This window comes from Sphingomonas zeicaulis (assembly GCF_050433225.1).
GTDB classification, from domain to species: domain Bacteria; phylum Pseudomonadota; class Alphaproteobacteria; order Sphingomonadales; family Sphingomonadaceae; genus Sphingomonas_D; species Sphingomonas_D zeicaulis.
Window position 1 is genome coordinate 815,710 of the sequence record NZ_JBNPXQ010000001.1, and the last position, 20,799, is coordinate 836,508.

Annotated in this window: 18 protein-coding genes; 7 read left to right on the forward strand and 11 right to left on the reverse strand. The window is 66.6% G+C overall.

All coding sequences use genetic code 11. From position 1 onward, the window contains the following. Positions 1 to 10: 10 nt before the first annotated feature. From FHS96_RS03950 to FHS96_RS03965, 4 genes are all read right to left on the reverse strand, one after another. Positions 11 to 1,594: a rhamnogalacturonidase gene (locus tag FHS96_RS03950; protein ID WP_429588089.1), complete on the reverse strand. Its 1,584-nt coding sequence runs from the start codon at positions 1,592 to 1,594 to the stop codon at positions 11 to 13. A gap of 65 nt (positions 1,595 to 1,659) precedes the next feature. Continuing rightward, entirely contained in the window at positions 1,660 to 4,749 is a 3,090-nt protein-coding gene (locus FHS96_RS03955) for a TonB-dependent receptor domain-containing protein (protein WP_429588090.1), read from the reverse strand. A 230-nt stretch (positions 4,750 to 4,979) separates the two neighbouring features. Then, positions 4,980 to 6,464, reverse strand: a complete 1,485-nt coding sequence (locus FHS96_RS03960; RefSeq protein ID WP_429588092.1) for an ABC1 kinase family protein — start codon at positions 6,462 to 6,464, stop codon at positions 4,980 to 4,982. A gap of 11 nt (positions 6,465 to 6,475) precedes the next feature. Beyond that, a complete protein-coding gene (locus FHS96_RS03965; RefSeq protein ID WP_429588093.1) occupies positions 6,476 to 7,057 on the reverse strand; it encodes a TetR/AcrR family transcriptional regulator in 582 nt (193 codons plus the stop codon). Between the two features lie 91 nt (positions 7,058 to 7,148). Here FHS96_RS03965 and FHS96_RS03970 point away from each other — a divergent pair, with 91 nt between their 5' ends. Continuing rightward, complete coding sequence (locus FHS96_RS03970) at positions 7,149 to 7,976, forward strand: oxidoreductase (RefSeq protein WP_429588094.1); 828 nt, start codon at positions 7,149 to 7,151, stop codon at positions 7,974 to 7,976. Here the strand turns inward: FHS96_RS03970 and FHS96_RS03975 are convergent. Further along, positions 7,966 to 8,514: a helix-turn-helix domain-containing protein gene (locus FHS96_RS03975; RefSeq protein WP_429588095.1), complete on the reverse strand. Its 549-nt coding sequence runs from the start codon at positions 8,512 to 8,514 to the stop codon at positions 7,966 to 7,968. The two genes, FHS96_RS03970 and FHS96_RS03975, sit on opposite strands and share 11 nt — an antisense overlap. 86 nt (positions 8,515 to 8,600) lie before the next feature. Between FHS96_RS03975 and FHS96_RS03980 the strand changes: the two genes are divergently transcribed. Beyond that, positions 8,601 to 9,473, forward strand: a complete 873-nt coding sequence (locus FHS96_RS03980) for an EamA family transporter (protein WP_429588096.1) — start codon at positions 8,601 to 8,603, stop codon at positions 9,471 to 9,473. A gap of 43 nt (positions 9,474 to 9,516) precedes the next feature. After that, positions 9,517 to 10,797, forward strand: a complete 1,281-nt coding sequence (locus FHS96_RS03985) for an MFS transporter (protein ID WP_429588097.1) — start codon at positions 9,517 to 9,519, stop codon at positions 10,795 to 10,797. Between the two features lie 3 nt (positions 10,798 to 10,800). Here the strand turns inward: FHS96_RS03985 and FHS96_RS03990 are convergent, their stop codons facing one another. From FHS96_RS03990 to FHS96_RS04010, 5 genes are all read right to left on the reverse strand, one after another. After that, positions 10,801 to 12,033, reverse strand: a complete 1,233-nt coding sequence (locus FHS96_RS03990; RefSeq protein WP_429588098.1) for a phospholipase A — start codon at positions 12,031 to 12,033, stop codon at positions 10,801 to 10,803. A gap of 5 nt (positions 12,034 to 12,038) precedes the next feature. Next, the gene (locus FHS96_RS03995; RefSeq protein WP_429588099.1) at positions 12,039 to 13,130 is read right to left on the reverse strand and encodes a YfiM family protein; all 1,092 of its coding nucleotides are present in this window, start codon (positions 13,128 to 13,130) and stop codon (positions 12,039 to 12,041) included. Between the two features lie 136 nt (positions 13,131 to 13,266). Then, a complete protein-coding gene (locus FHS96_RS04000) occupies positions 13,267 to 14,376 on the reverse strand; it encodes a DUF4272 domain-containing protein (protein ID WP_429588100.1) in 1,110 nt (369 codons plus the stop codon). Positions 14,377 to 14,479: 103 nt separating this feature from the next. Then, a complete protein-coding gene (gene rsmD, locus FHS96_RS04005) occupies positions 14,480 to 15,019 on the reverse strand; it encodes a 16S rRNA (guanine(966)-N(2))-methyltransferase RsmD (protein ID WP_429588101.1) in 540 nt (179 codons plus the stop codon). 7 nt (positions 15,020 to 15,026) lie between these two features. After that, positions 15,027 to 15,908: a pseudouridine synthase gene (locus tag FHS96_RS04010; RefSeq protein ID WP_429588102.1), complete on the reverse strand. Its 882-nt coding sequence runs from the start codon at positions 15,906 to 15,908 to the stop codon at positions 15,027 to 15,029. Positions 15,909 to 15,932: 24 nt separating this feature from the next. Between FHS96_RS04010 and FHS96_RS04015 the strand changes: the two genes are divergently transcribed. From FHS96_RS04015 to FHS96_RS04025, 3 genes are all read left to right on the forward strand, one after another. Next, on the forward strand, positions 15,933 to 16,358 hold the full coding sequence (locus FHS96_RS04015) for a response regulator (protein ID WP_429588103.1): 426 nt from the start codon (positions 15,933 to 15,935) through the stop codon (positions 16,356 to 16,358). 68 nt (positions 16,359 to 16,426) lie between these two features. After that, positions 16,427 to 17,191 carry a DUF1223 domain-containing protein gene (locus tag FHS96_RS04020; protein ID WP_429588104.1) on the forward strand — a complete coding sequence of 255 codons (765 nt, stop codon included), beginning with the start codon at positions 16,427 to 16,429 and terminating at the stop codon, positions 17,189 to 17,191. A gap of 56 nt (positions 17,192 to 17,247) precedes the next feature. Continuing rightward, positions 17,248 to 17,874: a glutathione S-transferase family protein gene (locus FHS96_RS04025; protein WP_429588105.1), complete on the forward strand. Its 627-nt coding sequence runs from the start codon at positions 17,248 to 17,250 to the stop codon at positions 17,872 to 17,874. 254 nt (positions 17,875 to 18,128) lie between these two features. On the opposite strand, the gene FHS96_RS04030 is transcribed toward FHS96_RS04025, so the two are convergent. Then, positions 18,129 to 19,427 (reverse strand): dicarboxylate/amino acid:cation symporter, encoded by a 1,299-nt coding sequence (locus tag FHS96_RS04030; protein ID WP_429588106.1) that lies wholly within the window; start codon positions 19,425 to 19,427, stop codon positions 18,129 to 18,131. Positions 19,428 to 19,537: 110 nt separating this feature from the next. Here FHS96_RS04030 and FHS96_RS04035 point away from each other — a divergent pair, with 110 nt between their 5' ends. Beyond that, positions 19,538 to 20,797 carry a M24 family metallopeptidase gene (locus FHS96_RS04035; RefSeq protein WP_429588107.1) on the forward strand — a complete coding sequence of 420 codons (1,260 nt, stop codon included), beginning with the start codon at positions 19,538 to 19,540 and terminating at the stop codon, positions 20,795 to 20,797. Positions 20,798 to 20,799: the final 2 nt, after the last annotated feature.

Here is a 20,799-nt window from a genome sequence, read left to right on the forward strand (position 1 = left end):
CGGCTTGAACTCAAAACGTCTCGCTGGTCGGCCCAGCGATCATCCGATCCGGCATCCACAGATTGCCGAAACTCCGCAACCGCCGCACGCCGGCGGTTGAAACCGCCTTCGCGCCCTCTGGCACGGTCACGCGGAACAGGTCGATATCGTCGACATCGTCCAGTCGCAGCGCCGGGCGCGCATCGGGTTTGGCGACCGCGATCTCGACATTGCTCAGTTCCACATTGCGCGCGTGGCGGATGAAGAAGCCGGTCGCCGGCAGGTCGCCGAACATCGGTGCCTCCGGATAGCCGAGTTCGTTCTCGGGCGGTTGCAGGCCCGCCATCGCCGCGGGCGCACCGCCGACATGGTGGAGGAACATGTCGCTGATCTTCAAATCCTCGATCGGATGGTCGGGTAGCCCTGCGATCACCGAGGGAAGCTCGTTGGCGTTCGAACTGGTGACGTTCTTGATCAGGATGCGGCGCATCGTACCGATCGCACGGCCTTCGGGGCCGCGCATCCGCCGACCGAGGCGCAGGAAGATCGGCGCGTTGACGATGCCGCGCATGGTCAGGTTGCTGACCGTCACATCCTCGACGATCGCGCCGTCCACCGTCTGGAAGGCGAGGCCGCGGCTGTCCTCGAAGATGCAGTTGGTGATCGTGATGTTGCGAAATCCGCCATTGGATTCGGTGCCGAACTTGATGCGACCGTGGATGGTCGGCGCGAATTCCGCCGGCATCTTCTTCCACGTGCCGTCCAGCACCGATCCCACCTGATAATTGCCGGTGACGAAGCAGTTGCTGATCGTCACATGCTCGGTGATCTGCGGATAGCCCAGCGCATAGCTGCTCTTCGGGCAGATCGCATCGTCATAGGGCGAATTGACCGTGCAGTTGCTGACGCGCACGTTGCGGCAGCAATCGATGTCGAAGCCGTCGCGGTTGGTGTCGCAGAGCACATTGTCGATGGTGAGGTTGTCGACCCCGGTCGCGAGCAGCGCGAACCAGCCGCCCTCGAGGATGCGGATGTCGCGCAAGGTCACGTTGCGGCACAGCTTGAGTGCGATCGCCTTGTTGCCGGTGCCGGGGCCGTTGGGGTCCTTCAGCCAATTGTCCTTGCCGTCGCCACGGCCCAGGCCCTTGCCCCAGATCAGCCCGGCGCCCTCGATCGTGATGTCGTGCAGCCCTTCGCCCCAGATTAGGCTGTTGCGCCAGTGGCTGTGGCCGAAATCCTGGAACATGTCCCACTGGTTGGGCTCGGCGACGTCATAGCCGGTCTCGCCGACGGGGGCCGCCGCAAGGATCGTTGCGCCATTGTCGAGGTGCAATGTCACCCGGCTCTTCAGCCGGATCGTATAGCAGGCATAGGTGCCCGCCGGAAAATAGACGGTGCCGCCACCCTTGGCGGCGACATGATCGATCGCGCGGTTGATCGCGGGGGTGTCGATCGTGCTGCCATCCCCCTTGGCGCCGAAGCGGCGCACATCCACCCAGCCTTCCGTCGGCAGAACCGTGCGGGCGGCAGCGGCGAAGGCAGGGAAGGGGGCGGCACCGATCGCACCGATCCCGGCCGCGCCGGCGGATAGGAGCAAAGTCCGTCGATCAAACATTCGGATCGGCCCTTTCGCGTAAAAAAAAACGGGGCCGCACGACATGTGCGGCCCCAGGGGAGGGATCAGAATTTGAACGAGGCGCCAATGAAGAACTCGGTGCCGATGACGTCATAGGTCGCCGAGAAGGTGTTGGCGTTCGGCCCCTGCGTGGTGATCGGCGGGTTGTTGTTGAACACATTGTTCGCGCCGCCGAAGAACTGGATGTTCTCATTCACGTCATAGTTGAACGACAAGTCGATATAGTTCTGCGCGGCGAGGCGCGGATAGACGATCGATTCCAGCGCGGGCGTGGCGGCCGATCCCTGGCGCAGCGGCACCAGATAGCGGTCGGTGGTCACCGGCCCAAGATAGCGGTGGCGCACCGACAGGCTGAGATCCTCGATCTCCCAGGTGATGCGCGAGGTGCCCCGCCAGCGCGGCAGCGGCTGGCCGCAGGTCGGCCCGAACGATCCGACGCACTTGTTCTTGATGTTCGGGAACGCCGCCACCGGCGTCGAGGTGAACTCGTTCAGCCACGTCCAGTTGGTCTGGAAAGTCAGGTTGCTGGCGCTGCCCAGGCCCGGGAAGCCGAAATCGAGGTCGAGGCGATAGCGTGCCGCGATGTCGATGCCCGAGGTCTTGAGCATGCCGGTGTTGGCATTGCGGATCTGCGCGACATAGGGATCGTTGATCTCACCCGTGTTCGGGTTGCGCTGAACCGCCCGGCAGAATTCGCTGCTGGCATCTTGCAATGTGACATAGCAGAGATTGAGCGTGTTCTGCAGGCCGCCACCAAGGGCGGCCACCGCGCCTTCGAGCCCGATGTTGAAATAATCGACGCTGATGAACAGGCGGCGATCGAAGCGCGGCGTCAGCACCACACCCAGCGTGTAAGTGTCGGACTTCTCCTCACCCAGGTTCGGATTGCCGCCGAAGTCTGCGGGGAAGATGTTGTTGGGCTGAACGCTGTCGGTGAACACCTGCGATGCCGGCACGCCGGTGGCGATGCAGACCGCGCGGACGGCTTCGGTCTGCTGCGCGGTGGGCGCGCGGCTGGAGCAGGGATCGGTCGCCACGCCAACGGTGCGGGTCACGCCGCCATAGAGTTCGGCGACGTTGGGCGCGCGAATCGCCCGCTGGTACTGGCCGCGGATCGTGATGTCCGGGCTGATCCGCCAGTCGAGGCCGCCCAGATAGGTCCAAACGCCGCCAACGCCGGACAGGCTGTAGTCGGAGTAGCGGAAGGCGGCATTGGCGGTCAGGCTGTCGACGAAGGGCAGGTCGCCGAGCAGCGGGATGCGCACCTCGCCGAACACTTCCTTCACCGAGGTGGAGCCCTGAGTGGGCAAACCGGGGTTGAAGCCGGCGACATCGCCCGATGCAAGGAAGGAATCGGGGCTGAACTCCGCACTGGTCTTGCGCCATTCGACGCCGGTCGAGAAACCGACCGGCCCGGCGGGCAGGTTGAACAAGGTGCCGGTCACGCTGGCCTGCGCCACCTGCTGGGTGGCGACGGTTGTGTTGGTCGCATTGATCGCGATCGCCGAGGCGCAGGCATCATCGATATTCTGGCCAAAGATGTTGCACACCGGCGCCGCGCCACCGACCGACAGCAGGGAGGCCTGCAGCCGGCTGCGCGAGATCGCGTTGCTCAGCTTCAGTGTGTTCTCGCTGCGGGCATAGGTGTAATAGACGTCGAACTTCAGGTCGGTCAGCGCATTTTCAGATAGGCTGCCGATATCGCCGCGCAGGCCCCAGGCGCCGCGGAACACGTTGCGCCGCTCGCTTGCCATGCGCGCGCCGACTTCGGAATAGCGCTTGCCGGCGGTCAGCACAGCAAGCCCGTCCCCGGCCGTCGTCGTCCGGCTCGAAGTGCCGGAGACCACTGTCGTGGTGCCGGTTTCGGCAAGGTCGAGCTGGCGGAGCACTTCCTGAAGCTGCGGCGTCAAATAGGGGTTGTTGACGTTGAAGAGCGTCGGCGAACCGACATTGGTCGGCGCCAGCCGCGCATTCACCACGTTGTTGCTGTAGTGCAACTCCATGTAGCCGGTGATCGAATTCGTGAAGTCGTAGTGGCCGAAGGAGTTGATCATCCAGCGTTCCTGCGGCTGGATCAGATAATTGTCCGGCCCCAGGTTGAAATCGTCCTGCGGGGTGATCTGCGGCCGCGCCGCAGTGCCGGCATCGTTGAAGGTAAACCCGCGCGAACCGAGTTGTCCGAGCCCCGCCGCCGCATAGGCCGATTGCAGCGCCGGGTTGGCCGCGGCGAAGGTCGGGATGCCCGAGAAACGGCCATTGGGAATGTCACCGCTGCCGCCCGCGACGAAGCCCAGTTCGCCACCGCCGGCTACGCAACCCATCCCCGCCGGCGGCGTGAAGGGTGTGCCCGCAGTGTTCGGGCTGCTGGTACCGCGCACGACGCAGCCGTCGTTCAGCGACAGGAAGGCGAAGCTGCCGCGCTCGCCGCGCGTGATCGAGTTGCGCTTCAGATAGTTACCGGAAACGACGAGGTTGCCACGGCCCTCGGCGAAATTGCCGCCGAGCGTCAGGTCGACCGTATAGACCGGCGTGCCGGTCGGCCGGTCGAGATTGAGCTGCGCGCGGCCTTCAACACCCTCGAAATCATCACGCATGATGAAGTTGACGACGCCGGTGATCGCGTCCGAACCATAGACCGCGGACGAGCCGCCGGTGACGACCTCCACCCGCTTCACCAGCGAGGACGGAATGGTGTTGAGGTCGGTAACCTGCTCTGGCCCGTAGATCGCATAGCGGCGACCATTGACCAGCACGAGGTTGCGGGTTGCGCCGAAGCCGCGGAGGTTGACGTCGGCAAAGCCGCCCGGAACCGTGTTGGAGGTCGCGCTGCCGAACTGCGAACCGATCGCCTGCGGAATCTGCGCCAGAGTCTTTTCGATGTTCACATTGCCCGAAAGCTTGATGTCCTCCTGGCCGACGACGTTGACCGGGGTGGAGGCGTCCGCCTCGGGGCGCGCAATGCGCGAACCGGTCACGATGATGTCAGTTTCGGGAGCCTCATCGGCAGTCGTTTCAGCCGGCGTTACCGGCTCCGCGGTCTGCGCCACCGCAGGCACTGCCCACGCGCCAAGAAGCAGCGCAATGGTCGCGCTACCATTACTCAGCGTAGATTTAAGATGATGTGTGTAGATCATGCCATCCCCTCTCTCTTAGTCCCTCGTCCCCACAACGGGGCTTATCTTTTCGAAATGCGTAAAAAGACGAAAGCGCTATGATTGCGCTAACATTTCTCGGTGCTTCTCACTTCTTGGGATTGTGTTTTGCTTATTGGGAGGGCTTTGTCAATCCCGCCAGCGCTGGCAGGCGCGCACCGCGCGCCGCCCAAGCATTTCATTGCGGCCGAAAAAGCCGGAAATGCGAATAATCAGCCCAGGAAAAGTGTCGCAGAAATTATTGCCGAACCCGCCAGAACGGCTGCCGACAGCCATCGTATGGCACGGGTCAGGTCGCGCGCCGCGGCCGCCGTGTCACCAGGGGCGGGGGAGGGCTCGGTCAGCCGCGCCGTGGCCGCGCGGATCAGCCGGGGAAGGTTGTCGCCGGTGGTGGACAGGTCGAGCAGCAGCGCCGTGATACGGTCCCGCACCGCCTCCGGGTTGTAGCGCGCGGTCATCACCCGGCCCCAGGCGCGCTGGGTGGCGGCGCTGAGGTCGAAGCTCGGATCGATGCGCTGCATTACCCCGTCGATCGTGATCATCGCCTTGAAGATCAGGATCAGGTCTGCGGGCAGGATCAGCCCGCGGTCGCGGATCAGCACCATCATGTCTTCCACCACGCGCGCCAGGACCAGCGGCCCCTGGCCATGGCGCTGCACCAGCCGGTCGGCAGCCTCGGCCAGCACGGCGCGATCGGCACCGGTGCCTTCGGTCCACGCTGCGAGCACGTCCGCCAACCGCGCCGGATCGCCGCCGCTCAATGACTGGACGAATCCCATCATTTCCTCACGCCGGCGCGGCGAGACATGGCCGACCATGCCGAAATCGAGCATCGCGATGCGGTCGCCCGGCTGGCACAGCAAATTGCCGGGGTGGGGGTCGCCATGGAACAGCCCGTCGATCAGCACCATGTCGAGCACGGTGTCGGCGCCCAGCGCGGCGATCGCGCGCGGCGAGATGCCTGCAGCCTCCAACCGGGCCGCGTCCGTCGGTGGCACGCCCTCCACGAAGTCCATCGCCAGCAGATCCTCGCGCGTCCACTGCCAGTGGATCGCGGGGATGGTGATGCCGGGGCGGTCGCGGAAATTGGCGGCGAAACGCTCGGCGTTGAGCGCCTCATTGGTAAAGTCGAGTTCCTCGAGCACGGCTTCCGCCAGCAACCGCACCATTTCGCGCGGACGATAGCGTTGCACCGCCGGATTAGCCTCCGCCACCTTGGCGAACTGCGCGATCAGCCGCAGGTCCGCCTCCATCAGCGCGCGGATCCCCGGGCGGCGCAGCTTGAGCACTATCTCACGGCCATCTTCGGTCGTGGCGCGATGCACCTGCGCGATCGACGCGGCCGCCAGTGGCTTGGTATCGAAGCGCGCGAAGATCGTTTCGGGCGCCCCGCCGAGGGCCGCTTCGACATCGCCACGTAGGCTCTCGAAATCCAGCGTCGGCGCCGTGCTGTGGAGTTTTTCCAACTCGGCGATCCACTCCGGTTCGAGCAGGTCCGATCGCGTGGCAAGTATCTGCCCCAGCTTCACGAAGGTCGGGCCTAATGCCTCGATCGCCTGTCGCACGCGCTCGGGCGTCGGTGCCGCAGCGCCATCGTTGCCGGGCAGCCCAAGCCGCGCGCCGAGCGCGCCAAGGCCGAAACGAGTAACAACGCCGCCGATCTCGGCAAGGCGCTTGCGATCGCGCGCGGCGACCATGGCGGTCTCGATCATGAGGTTGAGATAGGGGCGCTTTCTCGTGCGACAAGCGTGATCAGCGCGGTGCGATCCGCCTCGCAGACGAAGCCCAACAGCAATCCGGCGGCCGCAGCTTGCGCCATGCGCAGCAACTCCGCTTCGTCGATTTCACCGGCCGTCCAGAAAGAGAGCGCGCCTCGGAACGCAATAGCCAGCAGTTCCGGCAGCATCGGCACTTCCAATCCCGCCGCTGCATCTCCCAGTGCCGCGGCCCAATAGGCGCGCGACCGTTCGAGTGTGTCGCCGCCCTCGGCTCCCGGTGCGCCGATCGCTCCCATCACCGCGCGATTGACCGCCGGAGCCTCGGTCATGACCGCAACCGCGATGCGCACCGCCGTCATCACACGCTGCGGCGCGGGGGCGGGCAGGGCGCTTGCGGCGAGCCGGTCGTGCATCGTTGCGATTCGCCTGGCGGAAAGCGCGCGCATGATCGCCAGCTTGCTGCCAAACTGGTTAAACGGCGTCGCGAAGCTGACGTCGGCGGCGGCGGCGAGATCGCGCATTGAGAATTCGGCCTTGCCGTTATCCAGCAATGTCTCGGCGGCGGCGAGCACGCGGTCACGCGTCGGTAGCGGGGCAGTCTTGTCATCGGGCATGGCCGGACTATATCATGATATAATCAACTCGCAACCGTCGGAGCAGATCATGGCAAAGGGCAAGACTTTCCTCATCACCGGAGTCAGTTCCGGTCTCGGTCACGCCTTCGCGGCGGGCGCGCTCGCCGCGGGGCACAAAGTGTTCGGCACGGTGCGCCGCACAGAGGATGCGCAGGCGTTCGAAGCGCTGGCACCAGGGCGTGCGCAGGCGCTGGTCCTCGATGTCACCGATTATGCCGCCATCCCGGCCGCAGTGACGCGGGCAGGGGCGGTGGACGTGCTCGTCAACAATGCCGGCTATGGGCATGAGGGCGTGCTGGAGGAATCCTCGATCGAGGATCTTCAGCGCCAGTTTGCCGCCAATGTGTTCGGGCCGGTGGCGATGATGAAGGCGGTGCTGCCCGGCATGCGTGAGCGTCGCCGCGGCCATATCGTCAACGTCACCTCGATGGGTGGCTTCATCACGATGCCGGGCATTTCTTTCTACTGCGGCAGCAAGTTCGCGCTGGAGGGGATCTCGGAAGCGCTCGGCAAGGAGGTCGAGGGCTTCGGCATCCAGGTGACCAGCCTCGCACCCGGCCAGTTCCGTACCGATTGGGCGGGCCGCTCGATGGATCGCACGCCGCGCTCGATTCCCGATTATGATGCGGTGATGGATCCGATCCGCGCCGCGCGACAGGCGAAGAGCGGCAGCCAGCCCGGCGACCCCGCAAAGGCGGCGCAGGCTCTGCTTGAACTCGTCGACGCCGAGAATCCGCCGACCCGCCTGTTCCTCGGCGCCGATGCGCTCGGGCTGGTCGAGCAGAAACTCGATGCGATTCGCACCGAGATGACGGTGTGGGACGAGGTGTCGCGATCGACCGCATTTACTGCGTGATGGCGCGGATGAAGCGGACCAGCGTCGTGCCGCGATTGGTGTAGAGTCTCTGCTCGGCAAGGCTCTGCGCGTGGAAATTGCCGGCCAGCACGTCGCGGTGCCCGGTATCGGTTTCGATCGTCAGCTTGCCGTCCAGAACATAGATGATCTCGTGGCCCGGAAAGGCGGTGCCGGTATAGCCGTCGCCCGGGGCCAGTGACCAGGTCCACAGTTCGGCCTCGGTCTCGGCCGGCACCGTGGCGAGCAGCACCGCCTTGCTCTGCGGCGATTCACCCTGCCACGCGATCTCGTCGATTTTCGTGTGATCGGCACGCTCGGCGCGGACCAAGTCGGCGAAGCGTATGCCAAGCGCCGCCGCCAGCTTGTCGAGCGTGGCGATGCTGGCGTTGGCATCGCCGCCCTCGATCGCGGCGATCATCCGCCGGCTGACCCCGGCCGCTTCGGCAAGGGCACCCTGGCTCAGGTCTTGGGATTGGCGATAGCGCCGGAGGTTGCCGGCGAGGTGGGCGAGCACCGTCGAGGGTGCTTGACTGTGCAATATATTGCTCATAGGGCGATGTGCAGTATGTTGCACAATGTTGGGTGATGCAAGTGATGTCCGGGCTTCAAATGGGTGAAAGGCCGATGATCGGGATGGAGGGGGTGGCCGGGCCGATCGCGCTCACCATCCTCGCGATGATCTCGATTCAGACCGGCGCCAGCATCGCCAAGCATCTCTTTCCGATTGTCGGCGCCTCGGGCGCAACCGCGATGCGGCTTGCGTTCGCGGCCACCATCCTCGTGCTGACGACGCGGCCGTGGCGCGGCGGGCTGCGCTGGGCGGACTGGAAGCGGGCGCTACCCTACGGCCTCGTCCTCGGCGCGATGAACCTGAGCTTTTACAATGCCTTGAAGACCTTGCCGATCGGCATTGCCGTAGCACTGGAATTCACCGGGCCGCTGGCGGTGGCGCTGTTCGCCTCGCGCCGGCCGCTGGATTTCGTCTGGATCGCGCTGGCGGTTGCGGGCTTGGTGGTGCTGCTGCCGATCACTGGCGCAGGTCGCCATGTCGATCCGTGGGGTGCGGCCTTCGCGCTGGGCGCCGGGCTGTTCTGGGCGCTCTACATCATCTTCGGGCAGAAGGCGGGCAAGGATGGGGCGATCCGCACCGTCACATTGGGCACGGTTGTCGCCGCGCTGCTGGTGGCGCCCGTCGGCATCGTCTCGGCGGGAGCCGCGATGCTGACGCCGGCGGCGATCCCGCTGGCCTTGGGCGTCGCGATCCTCTCCACCGCCTTGCCTTATGTGCTGGAGATGCTGGCGATGACGCGGCTGCCGGCCAAGACCTTCGGCACCCTGATGAGCCTTGAGCCGGCGATCGGCGCGCTTTCCGGCCTGCTGCTGCTCGGCGAGACACTCGGCGTCCTGCAATGGGGCGCGATCGGCGCGATCGTCGCCGCATCGCTGGGTGCGGCGCTCGGCGCCGTGCGGCCGGTGCCGCCCGCCGACCCGGCTTGACGCGGCGCGCCGGCCCGATCAAGGGCGGCGCGAGAGGAACCTCATGGCAAGCATCGCAGCAGCGCCCCAACCGGCATCCAATCGTCGCATCCTGCTGGCGAGCCTCGTCGGCACGTCGGTCGAGTTCTACGATTTCTATATCTATGCGACGGCGGCAGCGCTGGTGTTCGGCCCGCTCTTCTTCCCGTCCAAGGATCCCGGGCTCGAACTGCTGCTGTCGTACGCCAGCCTCGGCACCGCGTTCGTCGCGCGGCCGCTGGGCGCCTGGGCTTTCGGCCATTTCGGCGACCGCATCGGCCGCAAGTCGACCCTCGTCGCCTCGCTGATGCTGATGGGCGGATCGACGCTCGCCATCGCCTTTCTGCCCACCTTCCAGACGATCGGCTGGTGGGCACCGATCCTTCTCAACCTGCTGCGCTTCGGCCAGGGCTTCGGGCTTGGCGGCGAATGGGGCGGCGCGGCGTTGCTCGCCGTGGAAAATGCCCCGCCGGGCTGGCGCGGCCGCTTCGGCATGGTGCCGCAGCTTGGTGCGCCGGTGGGGTTCATCGCCGCCAACGGGCTGTTCATGCTGCTAGGACTGTGGCTGACCGAGGAGCAATTCATGGCGTGGGGCTGGCGTCTGCCCTTCCTCGCCAGCATCCTGCTGGTCGGGCTCGGCCTGTGGGTACGGCTGAAGATCAGCGAGACGCCCGCTTTTTCCAAGGTTCTCGAGGAAGGGCCGCCGCCCGCGGTGCCGATCGGCGAATTGATGCGCGACCATTGGCGGGTCACGATCGGCGGCACGTTGGGTGCGGTCGCATGTTTCGCGGTCTACTACATCGCCACCGCCTTTGCCCTCGGCTACGGCACCAAAACCCTGAAAATCCCCCTCGAAACCTTCCTCGGGCTCCAGCTTGGCGCGATCCTGTTCATGGCGGTGGGGATTGTACTGTCCGGCCACGCATCGGACCGGATCGGCCCGCGGCGGGTGCTGACCTATGGCTGCTGTGGTGCGATCGTCGCGGGCTTCCTGTTGCTGCCGACATTGGGATCGGGCGCGCTTGGGCTGACCTTCGCTGGTCTGGCCTTCGCGCTCTTCGTGATGGGCTTCGTCTATGGCCCGCTCGGCGCGTGGCTGCCCGGCCTGTTCCCGGCGCGGGTGCGCTACACCGGCGTCTCGCTGGCGTTCAACATTGCCGGCATCATCGGCGGAGGGTTGACCCCGGTGGTGGCGCAGGCGCTGGCGGGCAAGGGACTTGCCCTCGTCGGGCTTTACCTTGCCGCCATGTCCACGCTCAGCCTCGTCGCGCTGCTCGCGCTGCGGCGGACCGACCTGGGCGAATGATCCTCAGCGGGTGATGGCGATGCCGAAGCGCAACCGCGTCATCTTGCGGTCATAGTCGATCAGGCTTTCGCCATAGCCGGTGAAATTCTGCACGAAGAGGTAGAATTCCGGCCCGCCGCCGAAGATCTCGGACAGCGGATAGGACAGCTCGGTCTCGAGCCCGCCACGCCCGCTGGAGAAGTTGTAGCGGCCGTGCGTCGCGAGCTTCAGCCCGTCATCCTTGCCGATCTGGAAGTCCAGCCCGGTGACGCCGCGATAGGCGCGGATGTCCGGATTGCCCGCTTTGCCGCCGAACAGGAAGGTGAGCCGCGGCGCGGCGGTGACGCTGTAGCCATTGCCCAGATTCCACATCGCGGTCGGCGCGACATAGACGCTGTTGAGGCTGCGGGAGAAGCCGCCGGAGCGGCCGTTGGATTCGTGCAGCACGCCCAGCTGCAACCCCGCCGCGCCATTCGATCCGAGCGCCATCGCCGGCGTGCGGAAGAAGAGCTCGGGCATGTAGTTCGAGTCGCGGAAATCGGCGTCCGATTCCAGATTCCACAGGATCTTCTGGGTGTAGCCCAGGTAGAGACCGTCGGACCATGCCGGAAATTCCGGGTTTTTGCGCGTCCGGCCCAGCACCTGATACTTGAAGCTCAGCTGCACGCGCAGTTCGCTGTCCTCGGCGGTGCCATAGGCGACGTACATGGGCTGATAGGCGGACAGGTTGCCGAAGAAGCCGTTGAACCGCTCCTCCACCGCCGTTTGCGCGGTGCCGTCCGCAGCCGCCAGCGGCGTGCCGTCGCTGGCGGTCAGGGCGGCGGCGGTGCGCACCGGCTCAGCGCCAGCCGGGGTGCTGCTCGCCACCCGGGTCGGCTGCGGCGCGGCGAGCGCGACCGTCTGCGTCGACCATTCGGGGATGCTGACCAGCGCAGGGCCGGTCATGCCCGCCGGCGGGGTGAAGCGATAGGCGATGCGTGCGAAGCCCTTGGGCGCGATCGTGACACTGGCCGGGGTCTCCGGCGCGCGGTCGAGCCACAGCGGCGCGCCGCCGAGGCTCGCCTGCACGCGCGGCGGCAGCGTCACCTGTTCCTCATCCGCGCCGTCGTTGAGCAGCAGCACCTCGACGGTGGCGGCGTCGCTGCCCTCCACCCGCTCGGCCTCGCCGATCACGAAGCGCGGCGCGGCGAGCGCGGCGTTCGGCGCCACCGCCGCCGCCAACACGAACGGCGCGAGGCGGAGTGCGGAATGCCTCATGCGGCTCATCGGATTTCCACATGGGTGGAGGTGTAGGGCACCTGCAGATAGTTCAGCACTTCATTGGCGGCGCGGCCGATCGTGCCGCGCGGCTTCTTTCGGCCGAAGATCAGCTGGTTGACGTTGAGGCCGATGCCGATGAACGGCCGCTGGATCCGCTCGTCACCACGCTGCTCCTCCCGCAGTGTAAAGCCGGTCGCGCGATAGCCTGCGTGCAACTCGACGAAGCGCAGCGGCGTATTCTCCAACGCCTCGAACCCCGACAGCTTGAGCGCCAGGATATATTGCATCTGGCGGTAATGCTCGGTGCCGGAGAAGGTGTAGATGTCGTCGTTCGGCGTCAGCAGCAGCCGGAAATCCAGCTTCTTCTCAAGCCCCGGCACGCTGTTACGCAGTACCGAGAAGCCGGCGCCCGCGGCATTCATCGCGACGTCCTGGAACGAGAATCCGCTGGTTTCCTTATGCGCGTCCCACATCTCGCTGTAGAGCATCAGGCCCATCGAGACTGCGGCGGCCGGCAGCGCCGCGTTGCTGGCGCCGCTCTTGTGCCGGATGCGCGCTTCGATCAGGTCGGTCAGCCAATAGGTGTTCCAGGCGTGGGCAAGCTTGTCCATGCCGAGATTGACGGTGTTGTCGCCGAACCAGCCCTCATTCTTGAAGCGGAAGCTGTGGCCGCCATCCTTGCTGACCTTGGCGATGTTGGTCGCGGTCATATAGGCGACGGCGAGGCCGACCTCCCACTTGATCGCGCCGATCTGGCGACCGAAGGACAGACGCTGCCGCTCGGGATCGTCGTCGGGCATGGCCGCGAGCGACGGGCCCACGGCGGGTTCCGCGTCCGGCGTGTCCTGCAGCGCAGCGAAGTGCGGCAGTTCCGGCTCTCCGGCAGGCGCAAATGCATCGGGCAGCGCCACCGGGGCGAATCTGGTCGCACTTGGCGCGGCGAGATCGAAATCGAAGTGCGCAGAGGGCTGGACGGTCAGGATATCGGCCGCGATCGTTTCGGCGAGTGCTGGGGCGGTGAAGGCTGGCAGGGCGACGCCGGCCAGCAAGGAGAAGCGGCGAACCCACGCCGAGAACGTTACGCGACCTGTCATACTCTTGTCCCCGTTATACGGCATTCACCGTAGCATCTCACTGAACCGTCGTGTCAATTGTCGATGCGGCACATGCGAACTGACGCCGCCGCGGTGCCCGATCCGCAGTGGCGCTGTCCAGAGGCGCTGCAGCCGTTCAGGTAGGGGTCTGGACGTCGTCCCACTCGGCGTCATGATGGCGCACGAGCCAGTTGAACGCATAATGCCGTTCGGTGATCACGCCCGGCACGATCCCTGGGATCTCGACGCCCTTCTGGCGCGCATCGACCAGGCACCAGTGCAGCCGGAAGGTCAGGTCGAGCGCGTCGAGGATCTTCGACGGATCGCGCAGCCGCGCGCCGGTCGCAAGCGCCGCACCGCGGCGCACCATCAGTCCGGCGATCAGCGGCACATCGCAAATGCTCGACAGCGCCGGCAGCGCATCAATCTCGTCCAGCGCCCAGAGCAGGGCGGTCAGCGCCTCATAGCGCCAGAGCGCATTGGCCACCGCCTGACCGTCCGGTGCCTCGTCGAACAGGAAAGCGCGTTCGGCAGGGCTGAGGGCGGCCTCGGCGAGCGGGATCCGTTCAAGGATCATCTCGGGCGGCAGCGGATTGCCCTCATTCTGCCCCTCGGCCCGCACCGCGACCGCCATCAATGCGGAGGCGCGCGCTGCGACTTCGGGTGCAGGGCGGAACACGACCTCGCCGGCACCGATCATCGGCGGCAGGCTGTCGGGTGAGCGCAACCCGAATTCCGCCTCGGCCTGCGCGCGGCTGCGCTGGCGGCGCGCCTCGGCGTCGGCGGGGTAGGGCAGGCGGCCATCCTCATCGCCTCCGGCGGGATCGAAGAGGATGCGCAGTTCGGGATCGCGCACCGTGCCGTCGGCGAGGAACAGGATCGCGTTGGCACGTCGCGCCCATTCGGCGAGCGCGGGTACCGCAGTGACGTCGATCTCGAACGAGAAATGGCGCTGGGTGCGCAAGGCGTGGTTGAGCAGCGCCCATTCGCTCTGCCGCGGCTGGCGTTGCGCCGGATTGAAGACATAGCCGGCGAAGCCCTGCAGGTGCGGCAGCAGTTCCGGATCGCTGCGATCGCGCGTGCCGAACGGGCGATGCGGAAATTCGGGCGCGGGCGCACCTGCCACCGTCGCATAGGCGTTGATCGGCCCTGCGGGCAGGCGCTCCGCCAGGGCGAGATCGGTTTGGGTCGTGCCGCTGTCCTGTTTGGGGGAGGGGTTACCGAACAGGGACTTGAACAGGCCCATCCTGATGGCTCCATTGCTGCGCCCGTCGCGGGCTGGACGCAACCGGATGGGGCGGCCTACCGCAACGCGCCATGGCGGAGCGGCGAATGGCGCCGCCCGCGCGTCAGGCGGAGCGGTGGAGCAAGGTCAGCTTGGCCTTGCCATGGACGCGCTCGACATCGACCGTCCAGCCGCCGGCCGTGACATCCTCGTCCCGCGCGGTTTCCACGCTTGCCCAGGCGCTGTCGGACGCCCAGCCGAGCCGGGTCAGCCGCTCGATCAGCGCGCCGGCGCCGCCGGTGCCATAGGGCGGATCGAACAGCAGCAGGTCGTAGGCCTGCTGCGCGGGGGCGAGCGCCGCGACCGACTGGTGACGGACATCGCCCTCGGCCTCCAACGCGCGAACGTTGGCGCGCAGCGCGTCCACAGCCGCGCGGTCCTGCTCGACGAATGTGCAATATGTTGCACCGCGCGACAGCGCCTCAAGCCCAAGCGCACCGGTGCCCGCGAACAGGTCGGCCACGCGCAGCCCCTCGAAGCTGCCGAGCCGGCTCGCCAGCATCGAGAACAAGGCCTCGCGCGTGCGATCGGCGGTGGGGCGAGTGGCGGCGCCCTTGGGCGACGCGAGCGGGCGGCCGCGCCAGCGGCCTGCTACGATCCTCATGCGCGCCTCACTTCAGCGTCTTGCGGAAGGCGACGAGATCATGCTGGCGGATCTCATCGACCACGCCCACCGGCATGTCAGCCAGTTCGAACGGGCCATAGGCAGTGCGGATCAGTCGGCTGACCTTGAGCCCGAGATGCTCCAGCACGCGGCGAACCTCGCGATTCTTGCCCTCGGTCAGCTTCATTTCGACCCAGACATTGGCGCCGGTGCGGCGTTCGAGATTGGCGTCGATCGAACCGTAGCGTACGCCGTCGATCTCGACGCCCTCGATCAGATCCTCGAGCTGCTCCTGGCTGACCTGGCCATAGGCGCGCGCGCGATAGGTGCGGGTGACGCCGGTCTTCGGCAGTTCGAGCTGGCGCTTGAGCTCGCCATCGGTGGTCAGCAGCAGCAGCCCTTCGGTGTTGAGATCGAGCCGGCCGACCGGCATCACGCGCGGGAGGCCGCCCGGCAGCTTGTCGTAGATGGTCGGGCGGCCCTTGGGGTCACGCTCGGTGGTCAACAGCCCGGAAGGCTTGTGATAGCGGAACAGGCGCGCGGGGGCGGGGGCCTGTACCGGCTGGCCATCGACGGTGACGCCGTGGAGCGAGACCAACAGGGTCGCCGGCGTATCGAGCGCCTTGCCGTTGAGCGCAATCCGCCCTTCCGCGATCATCCGCTCGATCTCACGGCGCGAGGCGACGCCCGCCCGGGCGAGCAGCTTGGCGATGCGCTGCGGCTCTCGGCTCGACTTGGCCGGCGGGCGTTTGGCAGCGGCGGGACGGGATTCGGGCAGGGTAGGCTCCTCGGACGAAATCTTTGTGGTTTTCCGCCCGGCGATTTTTTGCAGCGATCGCGGCGGCGGCGCGTTACAGGGTCCAAACCAGTGTCGCGGAACGCGACCCATAAGCGCAAAGGGAGCGGCGCGGCAATGCTGTTCGGTCGGAAGATGCGTGTGTTGAAGCGGATCCTGATTGTCGAGGATGAGCCGTTGATCGCGTTCGATACCGAGCATTTCCTTCGCGACAACGACTTCGAGATCGTCGGCACCGTCGATCGCGTGGCACCGGCGGTCGCGCTGCTCGGCGAATCGATGCTGGACCTGATCCTGGCCGACATCAATCTGAACGACGGCAGCGGCGTCGACGTGGCGCGCGCCGCCTTCGATCGCGGCGTGCCGGTGCTGTTCGTCAGCGGGCAATGCCCGGTGGAGGCGCGCAAGCTTGCCGTGGGCTGCCTCGCCAAGCCGTACCCGCAACGCGATTTGCTGCAGGCGATCGACGCCGTCGAGGCGTTGCAGGCCGGGCGCCCGCTGCGACGATTGCCCAATGGATTGAGCCTTTACGACCCGGTATGATGCCGACTGGGTGAAACCCAGCGGCTGAGCGATACGAATATGAAAAAGACGCTCAGGGAGGATGAGGGATGCGAAGCTTCATGGTCGGCGCGTTCGGCGTCGCGATGGCGGTGGGCGGGCTTATCGCCGCGGGCCCCGACAATGCTCCCAAGCCACCTGCCCCCAAAAGGATCACCGCGAGGGATGCCGCGCTGCGCCCGGCCGACGCCGCGCTGCCGGTGGTCGTGGAGCTATTCACCAGCCAGGGCTGTTCATCCTGCCCGCCCGCCGATGCACTGCTGGCGACGCTGGCGCGTGAGCCGGGCGTGGTCGCGATCACTCGGCCGGTGACCTATTGGGATCGGCTGGGCTGGAAGGACACGCTGGCGCGCGAGGACAATACGGCGCTGCAACGCGCCTACGCCGCGCGCGGCGGGGCGGGGGCGGGCGTCTATACGCCCCAGGCGGTGGTGCAGGGCGGGGCGGCGATGGTCGGTTCGCGCGGGCAGCAGTTGCGCCAGACGATCGCGGCGGCGCGCCGGGTGCCGCAGCCCGCACTTGCCGCGAGCCGCACCGGCGTGGTCATCGACGGCAATGCGGCACGGCCCATCTCCGTACGCTTGCTGGCGCTGACCGCGGCTGCGGATGTCGCGATCGGCAGCGGCGAGAATGGCGGGCGGCATGTGCGCTATACCAATGTCGTGCGCGGGGAGAAGGTGCTGGGCGAATGGCGCGGCGGCAAGGCGCGCTTCGCGCTGCCCACGGGTGCGCTGGCCGTGCCTGGCGCGGACCGCTATGCCGTGATCCTGCGCGAAGGGGCGGCAGGGCGGATCCTGGCGGGGCGGTTCCTGTAGCCGCGGGGAACGCGCGCTGCCGCCACGCGTCCTGCAGGGACTGAGCGGAGCAAGCCATGGCCATCATCGTCCACCATCTCGAAAATTCGCGATCGCAGCGCATCCTTTGGATGCTGGAGGAACTGGGCCTCGAATATGAGGTGCGCCGTTACGCGCGCAATCCCAAGACGATGCTGGCGCCGCCCGAACTCAAGCGCGTCCACCCGCTCGGCAAGTCACCGGTTATCGAGGATGATGGCGCGGTGATCGCCGAGACGGGCGCGATCGTGGAATATCTGGTGGAACGTGCGGACGGGCGGCTGGGCCCACCGGGACATCGCCCGTCGGTGCTCCGCTATCGCCATTTCCTGCACTATGCCGAAGGTTCGATGATGCCGCCGCTGCTCGCGCTGCTGATCGTCGGCCGTCTGGGGCTGCTCGGCAAGCCGGCGCGCAAGCCGGTGCAGGCGATGCTCGACGTCCATCTCGACTGGCTGGAAAGCGAACTCGCCGGACGCGAATGGTTCGCCGGCGACTGCTTTACAGCTGCGGATGTGATGATGAGCTTTCCGCTGGAGGCGAGCGTGCAGCGCGGCGGCCTGGATATGTCGCGGCCGAACCTGATGGGCTGGCTGAACCGCATCCATGCGCGGCCGGCCTATGCCCGCGCGTTGGAGCGTGGCGGGCCTTATGCCTTTGCTTAGCCCTCTTCCGCGAAGTGCTTATCAGATCCACACATCATGGATGGCTTGAGCGGCGCTGCCGCCGCGTCCCCTCGTCCCTACGAGGACATTGAGAGGGGAAGTCGCGCCAAGCCTGAGGGGTTTGAAGATTCAGCTCTCCTGCTTCGCCAGCCTTCCAGAGCGAACCTGTCAGAGCATTACGCTTGCCGCGACTGACCCGCTCCCTGGTCCTTTGCGCGGACCTTTCCTTCTCCCCATAGAGGCGAGGGAGAGATTCAATGACCCTCGGTCCGCGAAGTCGGCGCGTGCGGCGGCTCGATTTCGGCGGGTTCGAGCGGGTCGAGCCGGCCTTCCCATTTCGCCACCACCGCACTCGCCACCGCATTGCCGACGACGTTGGTCGCGGAGCGGCCCATGTCGAGGAAGTGATCGACCGCGAGGATCAGCAGCAGCCCCGCCTCGGGAATCTTGAAGAAGGACAATGTGGCCGCGATCACCACCAGGCTGGCGCGCGGCACGCCTGCGACGCCCTTGGACGTGACCATCAGCACCAGCAGCATCACGATTTCCTGGCCGATGGTGAGATCGATGCCATAGGCCTGCGCGATGAAGATCGTCGCGAAGGTCATGTAGATCATCGAGCCGTCGAGGTTGAACGAATAGCCCAGCGGCAGCACGAAGCTGGCGATCCGGCGGGGCACCCCGAAGCGGTCGAGCGCCTCCAGCGTGCGGGGATAGGCGGCCTCGGACGAGGCGGTGGAGAAAGCAAGCAGGATCGGTTCGCGGATGTAGCGGATCAGCAGCCCGGTGCGCCGGCCGACGATAAGGAAGCAGACGCCCAGCAGCACCGCCCAAAGCAGCATCATGCCGATGTAGAAGCTGCCCATGAAGTAAGCGAGGTTGCCGATAATGCCGGGGCCACGCTCTGCCAATGTGCCCGCCACCGCCGCAAACACCGCGAAGGGGGCGAAGCGCATCACATAATCGGTGATCTGCAGCATCACCGCCACCAGCGCCTCGATCGCGCGGACCAGCGGTTGCGCCTTTTCGCCGACCGCGGTGATCGCGACGCCGACGAACAGCGAGAAGACGACGATCTGGAGGATCTCATTATCCGCCATCGCCTCAAACATCGAGGCGGGGACGACATGGGTGATGAAGACCTTGAGGCTGAACCCGGCCTTCTCGACACCGCTTGCCGCATCGACCGGCGGTACCGGGAAATCGAGGCCGACGCCGGGCTGGAACAGGTTGACCAGGATCAGGCCGAGCGTGAGCGAGACGAGGCTGGCGCAGATGAACCAGCCCACCGCGCGCGACCCGATCCGCCCCAGCGCCGCGGTGTCGCCCATATGGGCGATGCCGGCGACAAGCGTGGAGAAGACCAGCGGCGCGATGATCATCTTGATCAGCCGCAGGAACAGTGTGGTGACGATCGAGAAATAGCCGGCGATCTCGGTCAGCCGCGCATCCGCCGCGGTGCTGCCGTCGTCGATGCCCGCGTTGATCGCCCAGCCGGTGATCAGGCCCAGAACGAGCGCGATCAGGATGAACATGGTCAGGCGTTTCGCCACTGGCGCTTTCCTCGGATATTGGCTCGACGCCAAGGGAAAGAGGATTGCGGGCGCCGGGTCAAGCTGCGGCTCGGCTTGACAGGCGCTGCTCGCTGCCGGACGTCTGCGATATGCCGATCCTCCTTCCGCCCAGTCGTCGTGCCTTCCTGACCGGCGCGCTCGCTGCCGGCGCCGTTGCCGTGCTGCCCGCCCGCGGCCGCACCGAAACCGCCGCGCTCGCACCGATTACCGGCAAGGCAGTGCCGATCACGCCGACCGAACGCGCAAGCCGCCTGGCTCGTGCGCAGGCGCTGATGGCCGCGAACGACATCGGCGCGGTGCTGATAGAGCCGGGCGCTTCGCTGACCTACTTCACCGGTGTGCGCTGGTGGCGATCCGAGCGGCTGACCGCGGCGATCCTGCCCGCCGAAGGCGAGCCGCTGATCGTCACGCCCTTTTTCGAGGAGCCCTCGGTTCGCGAAAGCCTGGCAATCCCGGCGGAGATTCGCACCTGGCAGGAGGATGAGAGCCCCTTCGCGCCGATCGCCGACTGGATGCGCAAGCGCGGCCTTCAGAGCAAGGCGCTCGGCATCGAAGAGACCGTCCGCCAGTTCGCGATCGCAGGCCTCGGCAGCGCACTGCCGGGCCTTGAGACCGTTTCCGCCAACCCCGTCGTGCGTGGATGCCGAATGATCAAGTCGCCTGCAGAGATCGCGCTGATGCAGCTCGCCGCCGACGTCACGCTTGCGGCCTATGCCCACACCTATCCCCGCATCAAGGCGGGGATGACCCCCGCCGACATTGGCGCGCTGATGAACGCGGCGACCAAGGCGCTGGGCGGGGAGCCCGAATTCTCGCTGGTGCTGCTGGGCGAGGCGAGCGCCTATCCGCATGGCAGCGGCAAGCCGCAACAGGTGCGCGAGGGCGAAGTCGTGCTGATGGACTGCGGCTGCACGGTCGAAGGCTATCAGTCCGACATCTCACGCAGCTTCGTGTTCGGTACGCCGACCGCCGAGCAGCGCCGCGTGTTCGACCAGGTGCGGCAGGGCCAGCAGATCGCGTTCGCGGCGATGAAGCCGGGTGCCCCCGCCGGCAGTGTCGATGATGCGGTGCGCCGGCATTATGAGAAGATCGGCTATGGCCCGCGCTACCGCCTGCCGGGCCTGTCACACCGCACCGGCCACGGCATCGGGCTGGACGGACATGAGCCGGTCAATTTCGTGCATGGCGAGGCGACGCCGCTGGCGGCGGGGATGTGTTTCTCCAACGAACCGGGGCTCTATCTGCCGGGTCGCTTCGGCATCCGGCTGGAGGATTGCGTCTACATGACCGCTGAGGGCCCGCGCTGGTTCAGCACGCCGCCGACGTCGATCGAGCGGCCGTTCGGGTAGGC